The organism is Bacillus sp. 22-7 (assembly GCF_010628845.1).
GTDB lineage: Bacteria > Bacillota > Bacilli > Bacillales > Cytobacillaceae > Cytobacillus > Cytobacillus firmus_B.
Map to the genome: position 1 here is coordinate 46,945 of NZ_NJQY01000027.1, position 20,756 is coordinate 67,700.

Sequence of the window (20,756 nt, forward strand, 5' to 3'; positions counted from 1 at the left end):
TAACAATCAGTGGGGATAAAGGCCCCCCCACTGATTGAAGTTTCACTTTATCCTATCAGAGAAAAATTAACCTTACAATGGAGAAAGATATTTCATTGAGTTAGACGAAAAAATCACTAGGATGGTTTCCTGTATTTCCAAAAAAAACGGGTTTAAAATTTTTTCTCATCGGCAAAGATATTTCCAGATATTTTTGCTACAATAAGAGAATAAAATACTGGAAGTTTGGCAGGCAGTTTCATAAGAAGCTGTCTTTTTATCAATTTGGCTACGGTTCGGAGGTTTCGTCATTGAAAAGAAGGAATCAAACTATTCGTGATCTCATCTACATCCATCTTAATGAACAGGATCAATATGTGATGACTTATGGAATTGAGTTTGCAGAGTTTGCCCAGACTCTTTCAGATTCTATTAATAATTTGCTGCTGTTAAAGCACCGTTATGAACATGGGGACTTTAATAGCCACACGATGTTCGATTATGTGTCAAGGGACAAGCTGGGCAGGCTGGTTGAGGATGATGTATATGGCTATGGCGATTTTTGCTGGATCGACTTCGAGGAAGAGGAAGCGGTGAATGAGCTTCCCGGCCAGACAATTGCGGAGCTTCTTTATCTCGGCCATATTAAAGAGCATCTTAAGCTGCCTTTTTACAATTATCTGAGCAACCGGTATGTGTACCTTGCCCATGATGATGGCTGGTTTAACCGCACATATTACCGCGATCTGAACGATTTTTACCGGATGCTTGGGGAAGTGATCCCCGGGAAAATGGGACAGATGAAGGTAGAAAAAACGCTCCTTGGCATTAAAAAGAAAAAGACATATCCTCCAATCACCAGAGATGTCCTGCTTTCATTAAAGCCTCTCATGAAAGAAGGAGCGGTCCTTTCCATTAAGGATATTGAACAGAATCGGGTCAGGATCGAGATTCCAATTTGGATTATTGGCGATTTTGCGAATATGGATGATATGTATGAAGAGTATGAAGCCATAGTGAAAGAGCCATGTGAGGCGAAGATTGTGTTCGATAAGAAGACAAGGGAATGGAAAATATACTCGCGTTAGAATTCTGAACTTTTTTACAACATTCAGCAATTTTCTATTACTTTTTCTGCGGGATGGTGTATAATCGGAAATAGAAAATTTTATATCCGCAATAGAACAGGTGTCTTTTCAAAAGGGCTTTAAAGCAAGCTCTTTTGAAGACTTAATAGGGAAGCTGGTGAAATTCCAGCGCGGTCCCGCCACTGTAAATGGTAGCTGTCTGCAAATCCACTGTACACACAAGTATGGGAAGGAGCAGAACGCATTGACCATGAGCCAGGAGACCTGCCTGATTCTTCAGCACCCATAAACCTACGAGGATAGGGAGGTGTTTGGTTCGGCCATCCCTTTTGCACTGATTGATAAATGACCATACCAACATCTCCTTGCCGTTCGAGGGGATGTTTTTTTATTTTAAACGGTGGTGACAGGCACCACCCAAATTTTGTCGAAAGTAATGGAGGATTGCTGAGTATGAAGAAGTTTTATGCATTTTTATTAACTATGCTGCTTGCTGCAGGAGTGCTTGCAGGATGCGGCGAGAGTGCTGAACAGCCAAAAGAAGAGAAAAAGGTTGAGGAAGGGCAGAATGCTGCTTTTCCTGTAACGATAAAAGACGCGCTGGATAATGAAGTGGTCATTGAAACCAAGCCTGAAAGAATCGTTTCCGTGATTCCAAGCAACACTGAAATAGCATTCGAATTGGGGCTTGGAGAAGAAGTGGTCGGGGTTTCCGATTTTGATAACTACCCGCCAGAAGCCGCAGAAAAGGAAAAGATTGGCGGATTGGAATTTAATGCAGAGAAAGTTATCTCTTTAAATCCCGACCTTGTCCTTGCCCACGCTTCAAGCGCACAGAGTTCGGAAGCAGGTCTTCAGCAATTAAAGGATGCGGGAGTGACCGTACTTGTTGTCAATGACGCGAAGAGCTTTGATCAGGTATTTGAATCGATTGAAATGGTTGGGACTGCAGCGGGAGCGAAAGAAAAAGCAGAACAGCTCGTTTCAGACATGAAGAGCCAGCTTGAGGAAATCAAAACAAAAGCTAAGGGGATAAAAGAAGAGGACCGCAAATCGGTAATGGTTGAAGTTTCACCTGCTCCAGAAATCTATGCAGCAGGCACTGAGACATTTATGGACGAAATGCTAAGCGCCATCAGCGCAGAAAATATCATAACGGAAGAAGGATGGCCGAAGATGGATCCGGAAGCGATTATCGAACGGAATCCGGATGTAATCATCACAACACATGGCTATTACACTGAAGATGCTGTCGGCAATGTCTTAAGCCGTGATGGCTGGCAGGATATTACCGCAGTGAAAAATAAGCAGGTTAACGATGTTGATTCCGATATGGTAACCCGCTCTGGCCCTCGTATTATTGAAGGAGTCGAGGAACTTGCAAAAGCAGTATATCCGGACGTATTTAAATAATAAATTACTTGCTTATGTAACAGCAGCAGCTTTTCTGTTTTGTGCCATGCTGATGGGGGTTTCAATTGGAACAGTGTCTGTTCACCCCATCACGATTATCAGAGTAATAAGCGCTGAGATATTTCCTTTTATTTCATTGGGAAACACGGATGCTATGCATGCAAATATCATTATGAACATTCGCCTGCCGCGCGTTTTGCTGGCTGGCTTGGTAGGGGCGTCTCTTGCAATCGCGGGAGCCGCCTTTCAAGGTTTATTAAGAAACCCGCTGGCAGATCCATATACCATTGGAGTTTCTTCCGGGGCTTCACTCGGTGCAGTTTTAACCTTGTTCTTTGGCTTATCCATTCCCTTTGCAGGAATGTTTACACTGCCTTTATTCAGCATCTTATTTTCTTTTTTAACCATTTTTGCCGTTCTGCTATTTGCGAGAAATATTGAAAGATCCATGAAAGTGGAAACGATTATTTTAACGGGCATTATCTTCAGTTCTTTTCTTGGCGCTCTAATTTCTCTGATGATTGCCCTGACTGGAGAGGAACTTAGACAGATTATTGGCTGGCTTCTTGGCAGTGTATCCATGAGAGGCTGGGCGTATATTAAAATTATCCTTCCATTTTTTATAATAGGTGCCATCCTTCTGTTAGTGAACAGTAAAGAGCTGAATGCTATGAGCTTCGGAGAAGAAAAGGCCCAGCATATCGGGGTGGACGTTCAGAAGAGAAAAATGATGGTCCTGGTAGCTGGCTCCATTTTAACGGGTGCAGCTGTAGCTGTGTCTGGAACGATAGGATTTGTCGGGCTTGTGATCCCACATCTGACCAGGATGTTATGGGGGCCGGATCATAGGCACCTATTGCCGCTATCGATTCTTATGGGTTCGGGTTTTCTTATTATTGCCGATCTGGTTTCACGGACGATCATTACCCCTTCCGAGCTTCCAATCGGTGTGATTACAGCTTTAATCGGTGCACCTGCTTTTGGGGTTATTTTAATGAAAAGAAAGAATAAACTTTAAGCGCATAAAGGCGCTTGCACTTTTCTGTTCAGAAAGAAGTGATTAATCATGCTAAGAGTCCAGCAAATCACTGGCGGGTATGCCGGTGCCCCGGTTGTAAAAAATATCAGTTTTGAAGTGGAAAAAGGGGAGCTTTTCGGGATACTGGGACCGAATGGAAGCGGGAAAACGACGATTCTGAAGATGCTGAGCGGCATTTTGCCCCATACATCAGGTGATATTGTGATCAAAGGTAAGAACCTTTCAGAATATACACCGAAAGAGCTGGCGAAAATCATTGCTGTTCTGCCCCAGCATTCCTCTCAGGCCTTTTCATATACTGTAAAGGAAACCGTTTCCCTTGGCCGGTATGCGCATCAAAAGGGCTGGTTCCAGAGCTGGTCCAGCAAAGATGAAGAAGCGGTCAATCGGGTCATGGAGCAGACGGGCATCTCCCAATTTCAGGATGATGATATTCAGAAATTATCCGGCGGTGAAAGACAGAGGGTGTTTTTAGCTCAGGCCCTTGCCCAGGAGCCGGAAATATTATTGCTGGATGAGCCGACGAACCATCTTGATTTATCCTATCAAAAAGAGCTGCTTGATCTCCTTTCTGTATGGTCAAAGGACTGCGGGCTGACGGTTATTTCTATCTTCCATGATTTAAATCTGGCCGGCCTGTACTGTGACCGCCTATTGCTGCTGGAGAATGGCGAAGTGAATATTAACCATGTTCCTAACGAAGTTTTAAAAGAAGGGCGGATACGGGAGGTTTACAGAACGAAGATCGAGAAGCTGCCGCATCCAAGAGTGGCGGCCCCTCAGATGGTGCTGGTGCCTGAGTGCTCACAGGCAGAAAGCCAATTAGAGAAGCGAATTGATCCAGCCAGCCTGGAGGTAAAGGAAGACTTGCTGGTCCTGCGCTCGCCATTTCCGCTTAAAACCATGTCTTCAGGTGTAACCGGATCGGGGACTGGCTGGAATCGGATTTTTCTTAACCGGCATGTGAGCAAGAATTATGACTGCAGTGATCATCGGGCAGAGATGGCGGAATTTGTCCGGGAAATCGGCTTTGAACCCGGGGAAACTGTGGGGATGATGACCGCTGTATATATTGAGGATTACGGCAGTCAATTTTATGAAGAAGATACATTCTCTGTGTTTGTGGTCGTGACAGCTGGTGTCGGCAATGCGGTTGACGCTTCAAAAAGTGAAGAGCATTCTTATCATCTGACTCCAGGTACAATCAATACTTGGATTTTCGTTAATGGCCATCTGACAGAGGAAGCCTTTATCCAATCCATTATGACCGCAACCGAGGCTAAGACCAGAGCACTGTATGATCAGGAAGTTATAGATGCCGTCACAGGGACGATAGCGACCGGAACATCAACTGACAGTATTTTGATTGCCGCCGCACAGCAGGGAGAAAATCTGGAGTATGCGGGTACCATTACACCGCTTGGCAAAGTGATTGGCAAGGGTGTCTACGAATGTACCGTTGAGGCGATAAAAAAATCGCAAAGCAGGATAAAAAGATGATTTTATATCACCTGTTCGCGCTAACCTTTGCCTGGTTACTGGATAAGCTGATAGGAGATCCGCCAAACTGGCCGCATCCGGTCAGGTGGATGGGTGCCCTGATACATAAACTTGAACAAGCTCTGAATAAAGCCCGCTTTAGAAAATTAAAAGGGAGCCTCATGCTATTGATCGTACTGCTGGCAGCAGGTGGCATCACCTTTTTCATTACCCGGCTGTTCTATGAAATTCATCCGATCGCCGGCATCTTGGCAGAAGGAATTCTTATATTCACAGCCATTGCTCAAAAGAGTTTAAAAGAGGCAGCGCTGGAGGTATATGACCCTCTGGCAAAAGGTGATATGGAAGCAGCAAGAGTAAAGCTTTCTTACATTGTCGGCAGGGATACAGATCGGCTGGATGAACCAGGCATTGTCCGGGCTGCCGTGGAGACAGTGGCTGAAAACACCAGTGATGGCATTACTGCTCCATTATTTTGGGCCATGATCGGCGGTGCACCGCTGGCCCTTATCTACCGGGCTATTAATACATGTGATTCGATGGTTGGCCACATGAATGAACGATATATGGATTTTGGATGGGCTTCTGCCAAAGTGGATGATATCGCGAACTGGATCCCGAGCCGGCTGACATCACTTTGCATCATGCTCACGCAAAAGCCGGAGCATTCTCCATATGAGGAAGCATGGGGAATCCTTTTAAGAGATGCACCTAAACATCCGAGCCCGAATAGCGGCTGGGGCGAAGCGGCTGTTGCAGCCCTTCTGGGGGTTCAGCTGGGAGGAATCAATTTTTATAAGGGTGTAATCTCAAGCCGTGCCACGATGGGGAAGTCCCTGGTGCAGCTTGAAAAAGAACATATTATAAAAAGTATTTCGATCATGAACAAGACGGTTTTCTTATTCTTGCTTTTATTATGGACAGGAGGGATGTTCCTTGATTTGGCCTTCACACGGATCTAATCCGCAATATTTATATGAAGCGATGGATAAGCAAATGCCTGAGGAGCGGATTGATTTCAGTGCCAATATCAATCCCCTTGGCCCTCCCCGTGAATTAAAAGACAGGTGGGGAAGCCTATTCCAATATATTAGCGATTATCCGGATCCCCATGCTGCTCTTTTAAAAAGCAAACTGGCGGCAACAGAGGGAATAAAAGAAACACAGATTCTGGTGGGAAATGGAGGCGCCGAGCTAATCACACTGATTGGCCGGATGATAGCCGGGAAAAGTGTGCTGATTATTCAGCCGGCTTTTTCGGAATATGAAGAGGCCTGCCGCGTTAATCATTGTACTGTCTCCTGTCATCAGCTGGTGCCCGGCGACTGGGATCTTAATTTGGAAGCGCTATCTGAAAAGCTAAAAGCCGCTGATGTTGTTTTCTTCTGCAACCCAAATAACCCGACAGGTATTTATTACCCATCTGCCATTGTAGAGGAATTGATTAAGAAGTGTCATATCCATAGCTGCCTCCTTATTATGGATGAAGCTTTTTATGACTTTGCCTGCGACTATCAATCTATGGTTCCTTTCATAGGAAAGGATTCAAATGTTGTGGTGCTGCGCTCCATGACAAAGATGTTTTCGATACCAGGCCTGCGCCTTGGATACATGATGGCAAGTGAGGGGTTAATTGAAAGAGCAAATGCGCTGAAACCGCACTGGAGCGTGAATGCTCTTGCGTTAAAAGCAGGTGAATGGTGTCTGGACAGTAAAGAGCATGTCAGGCTGACAAAGAATTTGATCCGGCAGGAGAGGGCTAGGCTTGTTCAATTTTATCAGCAATTGGATTTTGAGGTTTCCCCTTCTTCAGTTAATTTCTATTTGTTAAGAGATCCAAGCATTGATGTGCAGCTGCCTCTTTTTCGATTTTTGCTTGAGAAAGGAATTATTCCGAGACATACAATGAATTTCCCTGGCCTGGAAGGGAAATGGCTGCGCTTTGCGATTAAAGGGCCGAAAGACAACGATGTGCTGATGGAGGCGATGCGGCAATGGCGGAAGGATCGCTGATTTTTATCTCCGGTGGAGTGCGGAGCGGAAAAAGCTCCTTTGCAGAGAGAACTGCTGCCGAGCTGGCAATGAAGACGGAAGGAAAGCTTCATTATATTGCTGCAGGAAAAGCATACGATCCCGAGATGGAAGCACGGATTCAAAGGCACCAGGATGACCGGGATAAGAGCGGCTTGGGCTGGACAACCTGGGAGAAGCCTTTCGCACTTGAAGAGATCTCGGGAAACTTTAACCATCAGGATATTATTCTATTCGATTGCTTGACCACTCTCTTGAATAATGAACTTTTTAGAGCGGAAGACCTTTGGCGGAAAAGAGAATATCAGGAAAATCTGTCATCCGATATTCTCGTGGCCATCACTGAAATACGCAAAAATTGCAGGACCTTGATCGTTGTCAGCAACGAGGTCTTGAATGAGCCAATTTACAAAAATGAACTGGTGATTACATATTCAAAAATACTTGGGACGCTTCATAGGAATATAGTAGATATGGCTGATGAAGCCTATCTTGTTGAAGCAGGCATTCCCATACAAATGAAAGGAGAACCGGCATGAAAGGGATCATGATTCAGGGGACTTCATCCGACGCAGGTAAAAGCCTTATTGCTACGGCTCTTTGCCGCGCATTCTCCAATGAAGGTTTCCGCACGGCTCCTTTTAAATCCCAGAATATGTCCAATAATTCATACGTGACAAAGGATGGGAATGAAATTGGCAGGGCACAGGGCATTCAGGCTGAAGCGGCAAGAACGGAAGCTGCTGTCTGGATGAACCCCATCCTCCTTAAGCCTCAATCCGCTCAGAATGCTGAGGTCATTCTCCTTGGAAAAGCAGTCAACTCCCTATCAGGAAGAAGCTATCGGGAATCCTTTTATGAAAAAGGGCTTGAAACCATCAAAGAGGCACTGACTCTGCTTGCTGCTCAATACGAGCTGCTTGTCATAGAAGGAGCTGGCAGCCCTGTTGAAATTAATTTAAAAGATAAAGAGCTAGTGAATATGAAGGTCGCCGAAATGGCGGATGTGCCAGTCATCCTGGTTGCCGATATTGACAGGGGCGGTGTTTTTGCAAGCATTGTTGGAACTCTGGAGCTTTTCACCAAACAGGAAAGACAGCGGGTTGCGGGCATTATCATTAATAAATTCCGCGGAGATATCACGCTGTTTGAGGATGGCATCCGCTGGATCGAAGAAAAGACGGGTGTCCCTGTCCTTGGCGTTCTGCCTTACTTGGAAGACCATATGATCGATGCAGAGGATTCCCTATCCATTCAGGATGCTGTCCCAAGAGCTGGTGAGGGTATTCTGGATATTGCAGTGCTGCGGCCGCCATTTATTTCAAACTTCAGTGACATCGATCCGTTTTACTATGAAGATGACGTGAACATTAGGTGGGTAAGACATCTATCGGAGGCTGGCTCACCTGATGCGGTGATCATTCCCGGCACAAAGAGCACGATTCGCGATTTGCGCTATTTCAAGGAAAAAGGTCTGGCGGACTGGATTGTGCGCTATGCTGCCGATGGAGGTTCTATTGCCGGCATTTGCGGAGGATACCAGATGCTCGGCAGGAGATTAATCGATATGGCAGGTTCTGATACCGGGAATCCGTATGAAAAGGAAAAAGGCTTGAATTTGATACCGGCAGATACCATTTTTCATGAACGAAAGAAGACCGTGCAGGTGAAGGGCAGTCTGCATTCAAGCACGAACCTTCCCGTTAAAGAAATCCTGGATGGATATGAAATCCATTTAGGTGAAACAGTTCTTGAAAATGATTTTGATGGCAATCGCCTTCTGCTGCTTCAAAATGGCGAAGAAGATGGATTTTATGGGAATGATGGCCGTCTGGTAGGGACTTATATGCACCACATCTTCCATAATGATGAATGGAGGGGTGCGTGGCTTAATTCCCTGCGCAAACAAAAAGGCATTCCAAGTAAGGAGCCTGTCCGAATAAAAGCCCTGAAGGATAGGAAATACAGCGAACTGGCGGAAAATATGATGCAGCATCTTGATTGGGAAAAATTAAAGGAAATTGTCTTTAGCTGGAGAAAACAAAATGAAATGGCTTAAAGGATTATTGATCAATCTTCAATTTTTCACAAGCATTCCCATTCCGATATCCCTGCCAATGGATAAGCCTCATCTGGAGAAGGCAATCAGAACCTTCCCTATAGCCGGCCTCATCCAGGGTGGGATATATGCATTTATACTCTATGCTTTTCTTGAATGGACTCCTTTTTCTCTATTGGCAGCGGCCTTTGCCGTCTGGCTGGCCGGCATTTTGCTGACCGGCGGGATTCATCTCGATGGGTGGATGGATGCGAGCGATGCGTTCTTCTCCTATCGCGATCAGGAGAGGCGGCTTGAAATCATGAGTGATCCCCGGGTGGGAGCGTTCGGGGTGCTGTCTGTTAATGTCCTGCTGGGTGCCCGATTTCTATTTATCTATGAAATTGTGCTTTTATCAAATCCAACTTCCTATTTTTTAATAGCCATGATTCCATTTTTAAGCAAGATGGTAATGGGGACATTGCTGATAAAAATTAAGGGGGCCAAAAAAGAGGGGCTGGGCTCATTATTTCAGCAGGCTGCTGCTAAAACCACCCTGTCTATTTACCCTGTCTTCCTTCTGGCCGCCGCGGCAGCTGCCTGGCTGGCTGGTTACCCGGCTATTGTTGGATTTCTTTTCATGGTTCTTTTTTCAATATTGTTTTTCGTATTATTATCAAGAAAAGTCATTGCCTGGTTTGGCGGAATGACAGGGGATGTCCTTGGGGCCAGTGTGGAAGGGACGGAGGTGCTTTTATGGATGATACTGTGGCTGTTGCATTATTTCGTCATGGGCTGACAGAAGCCAATAAGTCCCATGCTTACCTGGGGTGGACAGATTCTCCTCTGTGTCCGGAACATAAGAATAAGCTTGCCCCGGCCCCTCAAGGCTACAGAAGAATCTTTGCAAGTGATTTAGGCAGATGCATGAAGACGGCAGCTATTCTTTTTCCGGATCATTCTATTGAATCATCTTCCGAATGGCGAGAAATGCATTTTGGCGAGTGGGAAGGCAGGACATATCAAGAGCTGAAAGATAATCCGGATTATCTAAAGTGGCTTGAAGAACCATTTGCACAAGCGGCTCCTGGAGGGGAATCCTTTGCAGCATTCACAGCAAGAGTGGATAAAGGATGGCAGAATTTAACCGATCAATTGCTTCAGGGAAATAACAGTGATGCTGCTGTTATTACACATGGCGGAGTCATAAGGTACCTTCTTGGAAAGTATGCACCGGAGCAAAAAGAATTCTGGGAATGGCAAATTCCGTTTGGAAGAGGCTATGAGCTTAGATGGACACGGGAAAAGTTTAGGAGGGGAGAACGATGCACTTCATTACAGGAGGCAGGTTTAACGGGAAGTCCGAATGGGTGAAGAATTTTTATCAATTGGCAGACACTCCTCATAAATGGATTTCAGCTTATCATGGTGAGTCGTCCGGCGATCTTGATCGAAACCTGATTGTCTTTGAGGGAATTGAGCTAATGATTCGGGAGTGGTCACAAGCACTGGAGTTTGAAGAGATTCGGAAAAAGTGGCAGGAGATGCTGGAAAAGTGGCTCCAATGGGAAAATGCAGATGTTAACCGGAAAGTTGTTTTAATCGGATCTGATATTTCAAAAGGGATTGTTCCGATGGAAGCGCATGACCGAAAGTGGCGGGATGCGTCCGGGTGGGCCTTTCAGGATGCCGCTGCTGCTGCAGATAGAGTCGATTTGATTTGGTATGGCATCAATCAAAAAATAAAATGAAATGGGGAATTGCTAATGAAACTTTATACACGAACTGGTGATGAGGGAAAAACAAGCATTATCGGAGGCAGAGTGGAGAAGGATGATGTAAGGGTTGAAGCCTATGGAACAGTGGATGAAGTCAACTGTTTTGTCGGGCAGGCCATGACACAGCTGGATCCGGCCATTTTTCAGGATGTCCTGGAGGACTTGGAGAAGATTCAGCATGAGCTTTTTGACTGTGGCGGCGACCTTGCAAATGTTACGAAAAAGCGGGAGCTTAAATTGACGACGGAATCTGTTGATTATTTGGAGACTAAGATTGATAGATTGATTGAGGAAGCGCCAAAGCTTGAAAGGTTTATTCTGCCTGGGGGAGCACCTGCATCTGCATCCATTCATATTGCCAGGACAGTAACCCGGAGAGCGGAGCGTCTTGTGGTCTCACTAAAAAAAGCGGATCCGGACACCTCTGCAGTGGCACTGAAATTTCTGAATCGCTTATCGGATTACTTCTTTGCCCTGGCAAGGGTGATTAATTTCCGTCTGAACCAGAAGGATGTGGAATATGTGCGCAGTGCGAATGTATTCCGTGAAGGAAAGCGCAAGGAGGATAAGTGATGAAAAGCATGCGATTGGGCATGGCCGCTATGCTGATTGCACTGACAGCAATCGGTGCAGCGATTAAAGTTCCTGCCGTTATCGGAAGCGTGGCACTGGATGCATTTCCTGCCTTGCTCGCAGCCGTGCTGCTTGGCGGCTATGGCGGAGCGGCCGTTGCTGCCACCGGGCATCTGCTGTCAGCATTATTGGGCGGCTTGCCTTTAGGGCCCCTTCATCTCCTGATTGCTGTTGAAATGGCATTTCTAGTCTTTGTTTTCAGCTCATTGTACCAGAGAGGCCGCCGCTGGCTTGCAGGGATTCTTTTTGTGCTCGGCAATGCCTTTGCAGCCCCGCTTCCATTTATCTTTTTAATGGGCCAGGCCTTTTACCTGGCGATTGTGCCTTCCCTTTTTATAGGTTCTGTGATTAATGCTGTTATTGCTTATATAGCGATTCCAAGGCTTGTCAAGCTTGTGGGACCTGCTCTTGCCAAAGCGGGTGCTGAGCAGTGAGGGATGTCTTAAGCTTCCCTTTTAATTCTGAAGAAACCATTGTTGTAGCCAGTGATAACAGCGGAGCAATCGGCGAGAAAGAACAGGACGCTGTCCAGGTTCCTTACGAGATTGTTTCGTATTATTCCTTCCGTGTCGCTGTCATGGAATGTATGTCTGCTGGTGCTCAGCCATTTGCTGCTGCCATTCAGAATTTCTGCGGAGATGATGCCTGGGATCAGCTTATAGGGGGCATTAAAAAGGGTGCTGATGAATTAGGACTTACGGAACTGCAAATCACCGGCAGTACAGAAAGCAACTTTAACCTGCTTCAATCTGCGGTAGGATTATCTGTACTTGGCAAAAGGAAGGGAGAGCTTCCTGCTGATACCCTAATCTATACAGAGGATACAAGAATAGCTGTTATCGGTTCTCCTTTGGTTGGCCAGGAGCTGATTGAAAGGGAGGAGGAGGCAGCACCCTTAAACCTATTTAAAACAATTAACTCCATTGAAGATATTATGACCCTTCCTGTAGGTTCAAAAGGCGTTTTGACCGAGCTGAACGGGCTGTTTTTCAATAGAAGGTTTGAGGTTGAAGACCTGGAATCAGAAGTAGACCTGGTAAAATCAGCAGGTCCATCCACTTGCTTTATAGCCGTTTGTCCCGAAGCAAAGTTGGGTGAAATCATGAAGCTGGCAGGACGTTATTATCATATATTGAATAGAAAGTCATGAAGAAGGCTCGTTTAAAAACGAGCCTGAGCTGTATCCTCTGCCATTATACTTAACACTCCATTATTTCTCCTTGGTAAATATTCTTGTCTTGCTTGCTCCTTCTGTGTCGTGCTCTTCATCCCAAACTGAATGGATCTCAAAAGTCCCTTCTTCAAAAAACAGCGGAAATTTTCGTTTAAACCAAGACTGCATAGGAAGTGCAAGTGCCTCATTTCTTGGAACCCAATGCAGTTCTCCTTCAGGAGGATCTTCAAGCAGGCAGCCTTCAAAAGAGTCCGCCAGATAATTAAATACCATGTAGCGGACATTCGTCTGCGGGTTGACGTACTCATCCCAACCCTTAAAAGTAATATTCCTGACGTGCAATCCCGTCTCCTCAAGCACTTCGCGTTTTGCAGCCTCCGTTATGCTCTCGGGAAAATCAACCTTTCCGCCCGGAGCAAGATATCCGGGGAAGCCTTTGTGGTCCGGCCTTTTAATGAGAAGAACCCGTTCTTCATCTGCGACCATGCACATCGTGTACATTTGATGTTCGATTTCTTTCCAGTTCATTGCTGCACCTCTATTAATCATAATTCCAAAGTTTATACTTCTTTTAAAAGGAAAAAATACCTCCTATATTGAAATCATATCATGAATAGAAATTCTGAAGAGGTGAACATAATTGGACTTGAAGCTGGGTTATGTCATTTTATATGCGGAAAGCCTGGAAAGAACGAAGCATTTTTATGGTGAATTGCTGGGCCTGAAGCTGAGGAATGAATTTGGAACTTACATCGAGTATGATACAGGCAGCACCATTCTTTCCTTCAATACGAGAGAAGGCGGACGGGAAGTCACCGGGCTGCCGATACCGGATGGAGTGAGGAAGGAGCAGACATTCGAGCTTGGTTTTGTAACGGAAGAAGTGGAAGCTGTTGTTGAAAAGCTCAAGACCTCAGGGGTGCCAGTCCTTCTCGAGCCTGTTGAAAAGCCCTGGGGACAGAAAGTGGCATATGTGGAAGATCCGGATGGGCATTATATTGAGATTTGTTCACCTATCGGTTAAAAATGACTCTGTTTCAGGGTCATTTTTTTTGTTGGATACATAGTAATCGTGAGATTTCAAAAGAAAAACTGAGATTATAAGGGTTATTTGCGCTTACATGCGGGCTTGTAAATATAAGTAAATGTGTTATGATTCTATATGTTTTTGTCGGCTCGACTTTGATGAGAGTTCAAAGTCATTACTATAAATCTATTAATAAAGAGGTGTTTATTTGAAAGTTTTATCAAAAAAAGAACAATGGTTTGGCAATGTGAAGGGAGACATCCTTGCTGGAATCGTAGTGGCATTGGCGCTGATTCCTGAGGCGATTGCTTTCTCCATTATTGCAGGTGTAGATCCGATGATTGGATTGTATGCTTCGTTCTGTATTGCTGTGACCATTGCTATAGTAGGCGGAAGGCCTGGTATGATTTCTGCGGCAACTGGTGCGATGGCGTTACTAATGGTTACATTAGTAGCTGATCACGGACTGCAGTATTTATTTGCTGCGACCATTTTGACGGGAGTTCTGCAGATTTTATTTGGTGTGCTTAAGCTGGCCCGCTTTATGAAATTCATTCCGCGTGCAGTAATGATTGGGTTTGTTAATGCACTGGCTATATTGATTTTTATGGCGCAGCTTGAACAGTTTGTAGATGCTACATGGGTAATGTATGCAATGGTTGCCGGGGCATTGGCGATTATTTATATTTTCCCGAGATTTACGAAAGCAGTGCCATCTCCTCTGGTGGCTATTATTGTTATTACGATCATTGCCATCATGACAAAGAGTGATGTGCGTACTGTTGGCGACATGGGGGCTATCACATCAGCTCTTCCGGCATTCTTTATACCGGATGTTCCATTGAACCTTGAGACTCTGAAGATTATTTTCCCGTACTCTATTGCCCTTGCGATCGTGGGCTTGCTTGAATCCTTGCTGACTGCATCTATAGTTGATGACATGACCGATACGGCCAGTGATAAGAATATGGAAAGCCGCGGACAGGGAATTGCGAATATCGTGGCAGGTCTATTCGGCGGAATGGCAGGCTGTGCCATGATTGGACAGTCCGTCATAAATGTGAAATCAGGCGGAAGAGGCAGACTGTCTGCTTTGGTAGCCGGCACATTCCTTATGTTTCTGATTTTAGTATTAGGAAATATTGTCGTTCAAATACCGATGGCTGCATTAGTCGGAGTTATGATCATGGTTTCGATCGGTACTTTTGACTGGTCATCCATTAAAGGACTTGCTAAGACGCCTGTCACTGATTCGATTGTTATGGTGACAACGACTGTTACAACTGTGTTCACTCATGACTTATCAAAAGGAGTTTTCGCGGGGATTATCCTAAGTGCGATCTTCTTTGTCGCTAAAATTTCGAAAGTGCATGTTACTTCACGAATTGAAGGAGATAAGAAAATATACGCTGTAACAGGCCAGGTTTTCTTTGCTTCTGTAGATGAACTTGTAGCAGCATTCGACTTTAACGAAGAATTAAAAGAAGTTGAAATTGATTTTAAACAGGCGCATGTCTGGGATGACTCAGGTGTAGCTGCTATCGATAAGGTTGTATTAAAGCTTCGGGACAATGGTGTGCTGGTCCGCCTATCAGGGTTAAACGCGCCAAGCTCGAACTTGATTGAGCGTTTGGCCGTTCACCGCAAACCTGGTGCGAAATTATCCGGCCATTAATAATATTGTAATAAATACCACAGTCAGCTCTGACTGTGGTATTTTCTTTATAAGAATATTTTAGGGGTGAGGCTCTGTGTTTAAAAAAATATTGATGGCTGCAGATGGATCTGATCATTCCATTCGGGCAGCCGCTAAAGCCATTCAACTGGCTGAACAGAATCGTGATTCTGAAATAACTGTAGTGTATGCCGTTGATGGCCAGACCTCAAAGGAAGATATCCTTCACCATTTTGATAAAAGTATAGTGGACCAGGTGAGGAAAAAACGTTTAGAGCCAATAGAAAGCTTATTAAAAGAGAAGGGCATTTCATATGAAATAAAAATACTGCAGGGAGAGCCTGGACCAGCCATTGTGGAGTTTGCCAACAAGATGGATTTTGATGTTGCTGTAGTTGGCAGCCGGGGTCTGAATACTCTCCAGGAAATGGTGCTCGGAAGTGTCAGCCATAAAATAGCCAAACGTGCGAAAGCACCTGTTTTGATTGTTAAGTAGAGTTCAAATGTGCACTTTTCACTATCTGGGTCGTGTAAAGCTGATGCAGCGCCAAGTAGCCGATATATAAAAAAAGTGACCGATATCTTGTCCGTTCTGACTGATATATTTAGAAAGTGACTGATAAAAATTAATTCTGACCGATAAACTTGTTCAAGTAACTGATAAATCGTCTAACTGCTGCAAATCTCAGCAGGAAGCTCATTAAACCCAAAAAAGATGCCCCAACAGGGACATCTTTTTTTCAATCAGCCGGCTTTCACAGCAGATTGAGGCTGAAGCTTCTTATCTTTGCCGCTTGCCTTATCAGACAGCAACGTCAGAGCACCGTCCCCTGTTACATTGCACGCAGTTCCGAAGCTGTCCTGGGCAAGGTAGAGGGCAATCATTAGCGCAAGCATGGTTTCGTTGAATCCGAGCATACTTTCAAGCAGACCCAATGCGGCCATGACAGCTCCTCCAGGAACACCTGGAGCCGCGATCATTGTGATTCCAAGCATTAATATGAAAGGCAGAATTTCTGCAAATGATGCCGTTTGACCCTGCAGCATCATTACGGCGATGGCACAGCTCACAATGGTGATTGTGCTTCCGGAGAGATGAATTGTTGCCAGCAATGGTACAGAGAAATCCGCAACTTTTTCACGTGCACCAAGCTTTTTAACCTGTTTAAGCGTAACAGGAATCGTGGAGGCGGATGACTGGGTTCCAAGCGCCGTAAAGTAAGCAGGCATCATATTTTTCATGAGTCTAAGCGGATTGGCTTTCATCAGGCTGCCGGCCGCTGAATATTGAAGCAGTAAAAATAAAAGATGAAGAGCAATAATCATGACAAATACTTTGGCAAATACAGAAATAATGGCGCCAACCTGTCCGCCTTGCGTCATATTGGCAAAAATCCCGAAAATATGGACAGGAAGCAATGGAATGATGACCTTTTCAATCAGTTTTTCAATAATATCACGGAAATCATTCATCGCATTTTGCAGAGTGTTCCCTTTAATCGCAGCCAATCCCAGGCCTAAAGTGAATGAAATCAGCAGTGCCGTCATGACCCCCATTACCGGAGGCATGTCCACCTGGAAAAAGGGTGAAAGCAAAGCATCCTCAGGATTCTCAAACTCTTTGAAGCTTTGGTTTTTTAATAGAACAGGATATAACACAGTCGCAGAAAAATAGGCAATTAAACCGGCAGTGATCGTAGAAGCATAGGCAAAACCGGTTGTAATCCCAAGCAGTTTCCCTGCGCCTTTCCCCATGCTGCCGATTCCCGGCGCGATGAAGCCGATAATAATTAACGGAATTGCGAAACCAAGAAAGTTTCCGAACAGTCCATTAAAAGTAGCAAATAGCTGAATAAGCCATTGGGGGGAAAAAGAACCTATTAAAATACCCAATGCAATAGCTGCAATAATTCTGGGAAGCAAACCGAACTTCATGTTTTTTGTCCTCCTAAAGAATACAATTGTTTTTGATAGGAGGATTATATCCTGTTTTGCTGTAAAAGTTAATAGCTAAAACTTTTGTTTTAATAATAAAAAAACTCTGATTATTACTAGTAGATTAAGGGTATTGCTCTATGGAAGGCAGGTAAACGTTTTCCTGAAATAATTAATGCCAGAAAAGGAAATTATTTTGTTTAAGTTTCCTTTTTAAGCGCTCTGTCATACTTATAGATATATGGGCGTGGGTGCAGAAAAAAATTCCTGAAGAATTGACTATGTAATCACTCCCTTTCTTAAATGTGAAAGTGTTACAATATAGAATAGCTTGAACGAACATATAAATCAGCTTGAGAAAAATAAACGGCATGAAAAGCCAGTTAGTCCATGATTGAATATTGGAGGTTCTTTTTATGAAAACAAAGGTTGGCCTTTTATACGGCGGAAAGTCAGCGGAGCATAAAGTATCTATGCAGACTGCAATGGCTGTCATTAAAGCATTGGATTTAGAGAAATTTGAAATTCATCCTATTTATATATCTGAAGTAGGCCGATGGGTGAAGGGCCCTCAATTGCAAGGTCCTGTTTCCAATGTAAAGGAGCTGGAATTTTCCCAGGGGGAAGCACTTCCTCCAATAGCATTGGCACCGACCCTTTTCCAGGATGTTCAGGAGAAAGGCCCATTTGATGTCATCTTCCCGCTGCTTCACGGTCCGAACGGAGAGGACGGCACAGTTCAGGGGCTGCTTGAGCTCTTAAACCTGCCATATGTGGGGAATGGAGTATTGGCATCATCAGCGGGCATGGATAAGGTCATCATGAAGAATATATTTGCACAGGCAGGCCTGCCGCAGGTGAAGTATGTCTGGTTTATCCGCAGTGAGTGGGAAAATGAAACAGAGGCAGCATATGAAAAAGTGGAAAAAGAACTAGGCTACCCGTGTTTCGTAAAACCGGCCAACCTGGGTTCCAGTGTGGGCATCAGCAAGTGCATGAACCGCTCAGAGCTTGAGGGAGCATTTAAAGAGGCTTTCCAATTTGACCGTAAAATCATTATCGAAGAAGGCGTCACTGCAAGAGAAATTGAAGCTGGCGTGCTGGGCAATGATAATCCGGAATGCTCTGTTGCCGGTGAGATTGTGCCGAAGGTTGAATTCTATGACTATAAAGCGAAATATGAGGATGGAGACACAGCATTAATCATTCCTGCTGAAATCTCCGAGAGTGAGTACAGCGAACTGAGCGACATGGCCATTAAGGCATTTAAAGCCCTTGACTGTTCAGGTCTTGTCCGGGCTGATTTCTTCTTAACAAGAGAGGGTAAGCTATACATTAATGAAGTCAACACCATGCCGGGCTTTACACCTTTCAGCATGTTCCCGCTTCTGTGGAAGCATACGGGAGTAGAATATCCTCAGCTGATTGAGAAGCTTGTCAATTTGGCCATCGAACGCCATGCTGAGAAACAAAGCATCAGACACACCATGTAAAAGGGCATAACTGTTGAAGGAAACACGGCATTTTTGTCGTGTTCCTTTTGTTCATACATAATTGGCAAAATCAGGATTATCTGCAGTTTTCTGATTTTGCCCAATAGGAGGCGCCATATGATTAAAAAAACACTTCAGGAAATTACACAGATGATTAAAGTAGATAATGACGTATCTTCTTTTAATGACACATCCATACAGGGCGTCAGCATTGACTCCAGAAAAATCGGGAAGGGCAATTTATTTGTTCCTTTCAAAGGGGAAAATTCGGATGGCCACCGATTTGTAGAAGATGCCATTGAAAAGGGGGCAGCTGCAGCCTTTTGGCAAAAGGATGTTCCCAATCCTCCACTTCATCTTCCCATCCTGATTGTTGAAGATACACTGACGGCTCTTCAGGAATTGGCGAGAAGCTATCGTAATGAATTAAAAGTAAAGGTCGCAGGAATCACAGGAAGCAACGGCAAAACAACGACCAAGGATATGACCGCAAACCTTCTGTCACTAAACTATAAGGTTCAAAAAACGGAAGGCAATTATAACAACCATATCGGTCTTCCACTAACCATTCTGGCACTTGAGGAAGATACGGAAATCGCTGTACTGGAAATGGGAATGAGCGGAAGGGGAGAAATCGATTTTCTTACGAAGCTAGCCCGTCCGGACGCCGTGATCATTACCAATATAGGCGAATCCCATCTACAGGATTTAGGTTCCAGAGAAGGAATTGCAGAAGCGAAGCTGGAGATCATAAATGGCCTTCAGGAAAATGGCCTGGTTATTTATTACGGTGATGAGCCTCTTCTTGATGAAAAGCTGAAAACCTACAATGGTTCGGCTACATTAAGAACCTTTGGGAGAACCGGGGAAAACGATGTGTATCCGGTGGATATCAAGCAGAATGACAAGGGCAGCACATTTGGGATCAATGGATCCAGCGAGAAATTTTATCTGCCTGTACTGGGCACCCATAATGTTCTGAATGCCCTGGCAGCAATGATTGCAGCATCCCATTTCGGCGTTCCGTACGAAAAGATGAACGAAGGCTTTGCAAGCTTAAAGCTGACGAATATGAGAATGGAGCTGCTCGAGGGCAAAATGGGTGAAAAAATTATTAATGATGCCTATAATGCCAGTCCGACATCTATGAATGCAGCCATTGAACTGGTCGCCAATCTGCCTGGCTATAAAAAGAAAGTTCTCGTTCTTGGCGATATGCTGGAGCTTGGTCCGCAGGAGGAGGATTTCCATTACTCCACTGGAAAATCTGTGGATGCAAAAAAGGTTGATTATGTGTTTACTTTCGGCAAGCTTGGCGAATTTATCGCCAAGGGGGCGAAGGAAGTCCTGCCTAATGGACGGGTGGCAGCCTTTACTGACAAACAGAATCTCATTCAAGAACTGAAGAAACATGTCGACCAGGAAACCATTGTGCTGGTTAAGGCATCCCGTGGCATGAAGCTTGAAGAAGTTGTATCAGCTCTTCAATAGTTTCTTTGACAGCCTTTTAGCTTTAACAGAAGGGATGCAGAACTAATACAGCAAAAAGATTTTCAGCAAGAACATTTTGAAAAATAAATAACTGTATATAACTGTTATTATAGGAAATAAACCCCTGTTTCACGTGGAACAGGGGTTTTACTATTCTTATCGCAGTCTAACGGGCAGCAGGACCCCCCACTTCAAGACTCAGAGGAATCAAAGTAGGATAAGCGGGGGTCAAACTGCCCAATCTAGCTGCGGCTCCTAGGGGCTCGAGTTCATAAGCCGATCAGCTGATGGGAAAGTACTTCCCGTCATCTGCTCGTCCCTTGGCACCCCTGGGCAAGTCGCCTCGCTTTTATAATGTAAAGGCCCAAAAAGAAGAACAAAGACTAAAAACGCCACATCCTCCCAAAAGCTGTCGCATTTGGTCGTGCGATGCTCATGCTGACGAAGCCTTCCTTGTCCTGT

At 44.7% G+C, this 20,756-nt stretch carries 21 protein-coding genes and 1 riboswitch; of the genes, 19 read left to right on the plus strand and 2 right to left on the minus strand.

Annotation, left to right across the window (positions count from 1 at the left end; genetic code table 11):
- Nucleotides 1-290 precede the first annotated feature (290 nt).
- The 14 genes from CE058_RS18670 to CE058_RS18735 all read left to right on the plus strand — a co-directional run bounded on the left by CE058_RS18670 (nucleotide 291) and on the right by CE058_RS18735 (nucleotide 12,649).
- Complete coding sequence (locus CE058_RS18670) at nucleotides 291-1,067, plus strand: hypothetical protein (RefSeq protein ID WP_163144699.1); 777 nt, start codon at nucleotides 291-293, stop codon at nucleotides 1,065-1,067.
- A gap of 81 nt (nucleotides 1,068-1,148) precedes the next feature.
- Nucleotides 1,149-1,353: riboswitch (cobalamin riboswitch) on the plus strand.
- A 167-nt stretch (nucleotides 1,354-1,520) separates the two neighbouring features.
- Nucleotides 1,521-2,480 (plus strand): ABC transporter substrate-binding protein, encoded by a 960-nt coding sequence (locus CE058_RS18675; RefSeq protein WP_048008744.1) that lies wholly within the window; start codon nucleotides 1,521-1,523, stop codon nucleotides 2,478-2,480.
- Nucleotides 2,446-3,498, plus strand: a complete 1,053-nt coding sequence (locus CE058_RS18680; protein ID WP_163144701.1) for a FecCD family ABC transporter permease — start codon at nucleotides 2,446-2,448, stop codon at nucleotides 3,496-3,498. Before CE058_RS18675 ends, CE058_RS18680 begins: the two co-directional genes overlap by 35 nt.
- A 48-nt stretch (nucleotides 3,499-3,546) precedes the next feature.
- Nucleotides 3,547-5,019 carry an adenosylcobinamide amidohydrolase gene (locus CE058_RS18685; RefSeq protein ID WP_163144703.1) on the plus strand — a complete coding sequence of 491 codons (1,473 nt, stop codon included), beginning with the start codon at nucleotides 3,547-3,549 and terminating at the stop codon, nucleotides 5,017-5,019.
- Nucleotides 5,016-5,981: an adenosylcobinamide-phosphate synthase CbiB gene (gene cbiB / locus CE058_RS18690; protein ID WP_163144705.1), complete on the plus strand. Its 966-nt coding sequence runs from the start codon at nucleotides 5,016-5,018 to the stop codon at nucleotides 5,979-5,981. The genes CE058_RS18685 and cbiB overlap by 4 nt, the downstream gene beginning before the upstream one ends.
- Nucleotides 5,956-7,032, plus strand: coding sequence for a threonine-phosphate decarboxylase CobD (cobD, locus tag CE058_RS18695; RefSeq protein WP_163144707.1), 1,077 nt, complete (start codon nucleotides 5,956-5,958; stop codon nucleotides 7,030-7,032). Before cbiB ends, cobD begins: the two co-directional genes overlap by 26 nt.
- Nucleotides 7,014-7,589 carry a bifunctional adenosylcobinamide kinase/adenosylcobinamide-phosphate guanylyltransferase gene (locus tag CE058_RS18700; RefSeq protein ID WP_163144709.1) on the plus strand — a complete coding sequence of 192 codons (576 nt, stop codon included), beginning with the start codon at nucleotides 7,014-7,016 and terminating at the stop codon, nucleotides 7,587-7,589. The genes cobD and CE058_RS18700 overlap by 19 nt, the downstream gene beginning before the upstream one ends.
- A complete protein-coding gene (locus tag CE058_RS18705; RefSeq protein ID WP_163144711.1) occupies nucleotides 7,586-9,109 on the plus strand; it encodes a cobyric acid synthase in 1,524 nt (507 codons plus the stop codon). The genes CE058_RS18700 and CE058_RS18705 overlap by 4 nt, the downstream gene beginning before the upstream one ends.
- Nucleotides 9,096-9,887, plus strand: a complete 792-nt coding sequence (gene cobS / locus CE058_RS18710; RefSeq protein ID WP_163144713.1) for an adenosylcobinamide-GDP ribazoletransferase — start codon at nucleotides 9,096-9,098, stop codon at nucleotides 9,885-9,887. The genes CE058_RS18705 and cobS overlap by 14 nt, the downstream gene beginning before the upstream one ends.
- Nucleotides 9,845-10,462, plus strand: coding sequence for a histidine phosphatase family protein (locus CE058_RS18715; protein ID WP_163144715.1), 618 nt, complete (start codon nucleotides 9,845-9,847; stop codon nucleotides 10,460-10,462). Before cobS ends, CE058_RS18715 begins: the two co-directional genes overlap by 43 nt.
- A complete protein-coding gene (locus tag CE058_RS18720; protein WP_163144717.1) occupies nucleotides 10,414-10,839 on the plus strand; it encodes a bifunctional adenosylcobinamide kinase/adenosylcobinamide-phosphate guanylyltransferase in 426 nt (141 codons plus the stop codon). The genes CE058_RS18715 and CE058_RS18720 overlap by 49 nt, the downstream gene beginning before the upstream one ends.
- Nucleotides 10,840-10,854: 15 nt before the next feature.
- Nucleotides 10,855-11,439, plus strand: coding sequence for a cob(I)yrinic acid a,c-diamide adenosyltransferase (locus CE058_RS18725; RefSeq protein WP_163144719.1), 585 nt, complete (start codon nucleotides 10,855-10,857; stop codon nucleotides 11,437-11,439).
- Nucleotides 11,439-11,933 (plus strand): ECF transporter S component, encoded by a 495-nt coding sequence (locus CE058_RS18730; RefSeq protein ID WP_163144721.1) that lies wholly within the window; start codon nucleotides 11,439-11,441, stop codon nucleotides 11,931-11,933. The genes CE058_RS18725 and CE058_RS18730 overlap by 1 nt, the downstream gene beginning before the upstream one ends.
- Nucleotides 11,930-12,649 carry an ATP-binding protein gene (locus CE058_RS18735; protein ID WP_163144723.1) on the plus strand — a complete coding sequence of 240 codons (720 nt, stop codon included), beginning with the start codon at nucleotides 11,930-11,932 and terminating at the stop codon, nucleotides 12,647-12,649. The genes CE058_RS18730 and CE058_RS18735 overlap by 4 nt, the downstream gene beginning before the upstream one ends.
- Nucleotides 12,650-12,709: 60 nt before the next feature.
- Here the strand turns inward: CE058_RS18735 and CE058_RS18740 are convergent, their stop codons facing one another.
- Complete coding sequence (locus tag CE058_RS18740; protein WP_163144725.1) at nucleotides 12,710-13,201, minus strand: 8-oxo-dGTP diphosphatase; 492 nt, start codon at nucleotides 13,199-13,201, stop codon at nucleotides 12,710-12,712.
- A 112-nt stretch (nucleotides 13,202-13,313) separates the two neighbouring features.
- Here CE058_RS18740 and CE058_RS18745 point away from each other — a divergent pair, with 112 nt between their 5' ends.
- The 3 genes from CE058_RS18745 (at nucleotide 13,314) to CE058_RS18755 (ending at nucleotide 15,871) form a co-directional block, all read left to right on the plus strand.
- Complete coding sequence (locus CE058_RS18745) at nucleotides 13,314-13,697, plus strand: VOC family protein (protein ID WP_048008756.1); 384 nt, start codon at nucleotides 13,314-13,316, stop codon at nucleotides 13,695-13,697.
- Nucleotides 13,698-13,908: 211 nt separating this feature from the next.
- Nucleotides 13,909-15,375, plus strand: a complete 1,467-nt coding sequence (locus CE058_RS18750; RefSeq protein WP_163144727.1) for a SulP family inorganic anion transporter — start codon at nucleotides 13,909-13,911, stop codon at nucleotides 15,373-15,375.
- Nucleotides 15,376-15,451: 76 nt separating this feature from the next.
- Entirely contained in the window at nucleotides 15,452-15,871 is a 420-nt protein-coding gene (locus CE058_RS18755; RefSeq protein ID WP_163144729.1) for a universal stress protein, read from the plus strand.
- Between the two features lie 248 nt (nucleotides 15,872-16,119).
- Here the strand turns inward: CE058_RS18755 and CE058_RS18760 are convergent, their stop codons facing one another.
- Nucleotides 16,120-17,310: a dicarboxylate/amino acid:cation symporter gene (locus CE058_RS18760; protein ID WP_163144731.1), complete on the minus strand. Its 1,191-nt coding sequence runs from the start codon at nucleotides 17,308-17,310 to the stop codon at nucleotides 16,120-16,122.
- A 416-nt stretch (nucleotides 17,311-17,726) separates the two neighbouring features.
- On the opposite strand from CE058_RS18760, the gene CE058_RS18765 reads away from it, so the two are divergent.
- Both CE058_RS18765 and CE058_RS18770 read left to right on the plus strand, forming a co-directional pair.
- On the plus strand, nucleotides 17,727-18,803 hold the full coding sequence (locus CE058_RS18765) for a D-alanine--D-alanine ligase (protein WP_163144733.1): 1,077 nt from the start codon (nucleotides 17,727-17,729) through the stop codon (nucleotides 18,801-18,803).
- A 117-nt stretch (nucleotides 18,804-18,920) separates the two neighbouring features.
- Nucleotides 18,921-20,294 carry a UDP-N-acetylmuramoyl-tripeptide--D-alanyl-D-alanine ligase gene (locus CE058_RS18770; RefSeq protein ID WP_163144735.1) on the plus strand — a complete coding sequence of 458 codons (1,374 nt, stop codon included), beginning with the start codon at nucleotides 18,921-18,923 and terminating at the stop codon, nucleotides 20,292-20,294.
- The last annotated feature ends 462 nt before the right edge of the window (nucleotides 20,295-20,756 follow it).

What these genes read in the sequence shown, in the direction of transcription:
- CE058_RS18740 (WP_163144725.1), bottom strand. Translation starts at nt 13,201, where the DNA reads ATGAACTGGAAAGAAATCGAACATCAAATGTACACGATGTGCATGGTC.
- CE058_RS18725 (WP_163144719.1), top strand. Translation starts at nt 10,855, where the DNA reads ATGAAACTTTATACACGAACTGGTGATGAGGGAAAAACAAGCATTATC.
- CE058_RS18685 (WP_163144703.1), top strand. Translation starts at nt 3,547, where the DNA reads ATGCTAAGAGTCCAGCAAATCACTGGCGGGTATGCCGGTGCCCCGGTT.
- cbiB (WP_163144705.1), top strand. Translation starts at nt 5,016, where the DNA reads ATGATTTTATATCACCTGTTCGCGCTAACCTTTGCCTGGTTACTGGAT.
- CE058_RS18720 (WP_163144717.1), top strand. Translation starts at nt 10,414, where the DNA reads ATGCACTTCATTACAGGAGGCAGGTTTAACGGGAAGTCCGAATGGGTG.
- CE058_RS18675 (WP_048008744.1), top strand. Translation starts at nt 1,521, where the DNA reads ATGAAGAAGTTTTATGCATTTTTATTAACTATGCTGCTTGCTGCAGGA.
- cobS (WP_163144713.1), top strand. Translation starts at nt 9,096, where the DNA reads ATGAAATGGCTTAAAGGATTATTGATCAATCTTCAATTTTTCACAAGC.
- CE058_RS18770 (WP_163144735.1), top strand. Translation starts at nt 18,921, where the DNA reads ATGATTAAAAAAACACTTCAGGAAATTACACAGATGATTAAAGTAGAT.
- CE058_RS18730 (WP_163144721.1), top strand. Translation starts at nt 11,439, where the DNA reads ATGAAAAGCATGCGATTGGGCATGGCCGCTATGCTGATTGCACTGACA.
- CE058_RS18715 (WP_163144715.1), top strand. Translation starts at nt 9,845, where the DNA reads ATGGATGATACTGTGGCTGTTGCATTATTTCGTCATGGGCTGACAGAA.
- CE058_RS18705 (WP_163144711.1), top strand. Translation starts at nt 7,586, where the DNA reads ATGAAAGGGATCATGATTCAGGGGACTTCATCCGACGCAGGTAAAAGC.
- CE058_RS18765 (WP_163144733.1), top strand. Translation starts at nt 17,727, where the DNA reads ATGAAAACAAAGGTTGGCCTTTTATACGGCGGAAAGTCAGCGGAGCAT.
- CE058_RS18760 (WP_163144731.1), bottom strand. Translation starts at nt 17,310, where the DNA reads ATGAAGTTCGGTTTGCTTCCCAGAATTATTGCAGCTATTGCATTGGGT.
- CE058_RS18700 (WP_163144709.1), top strand. Translation starts at nt 7,014, where the DNA reads ATGGCGGAAGGATCGCTGATTTTTATCTCCGGTGGAGTGCGGAGCGGA.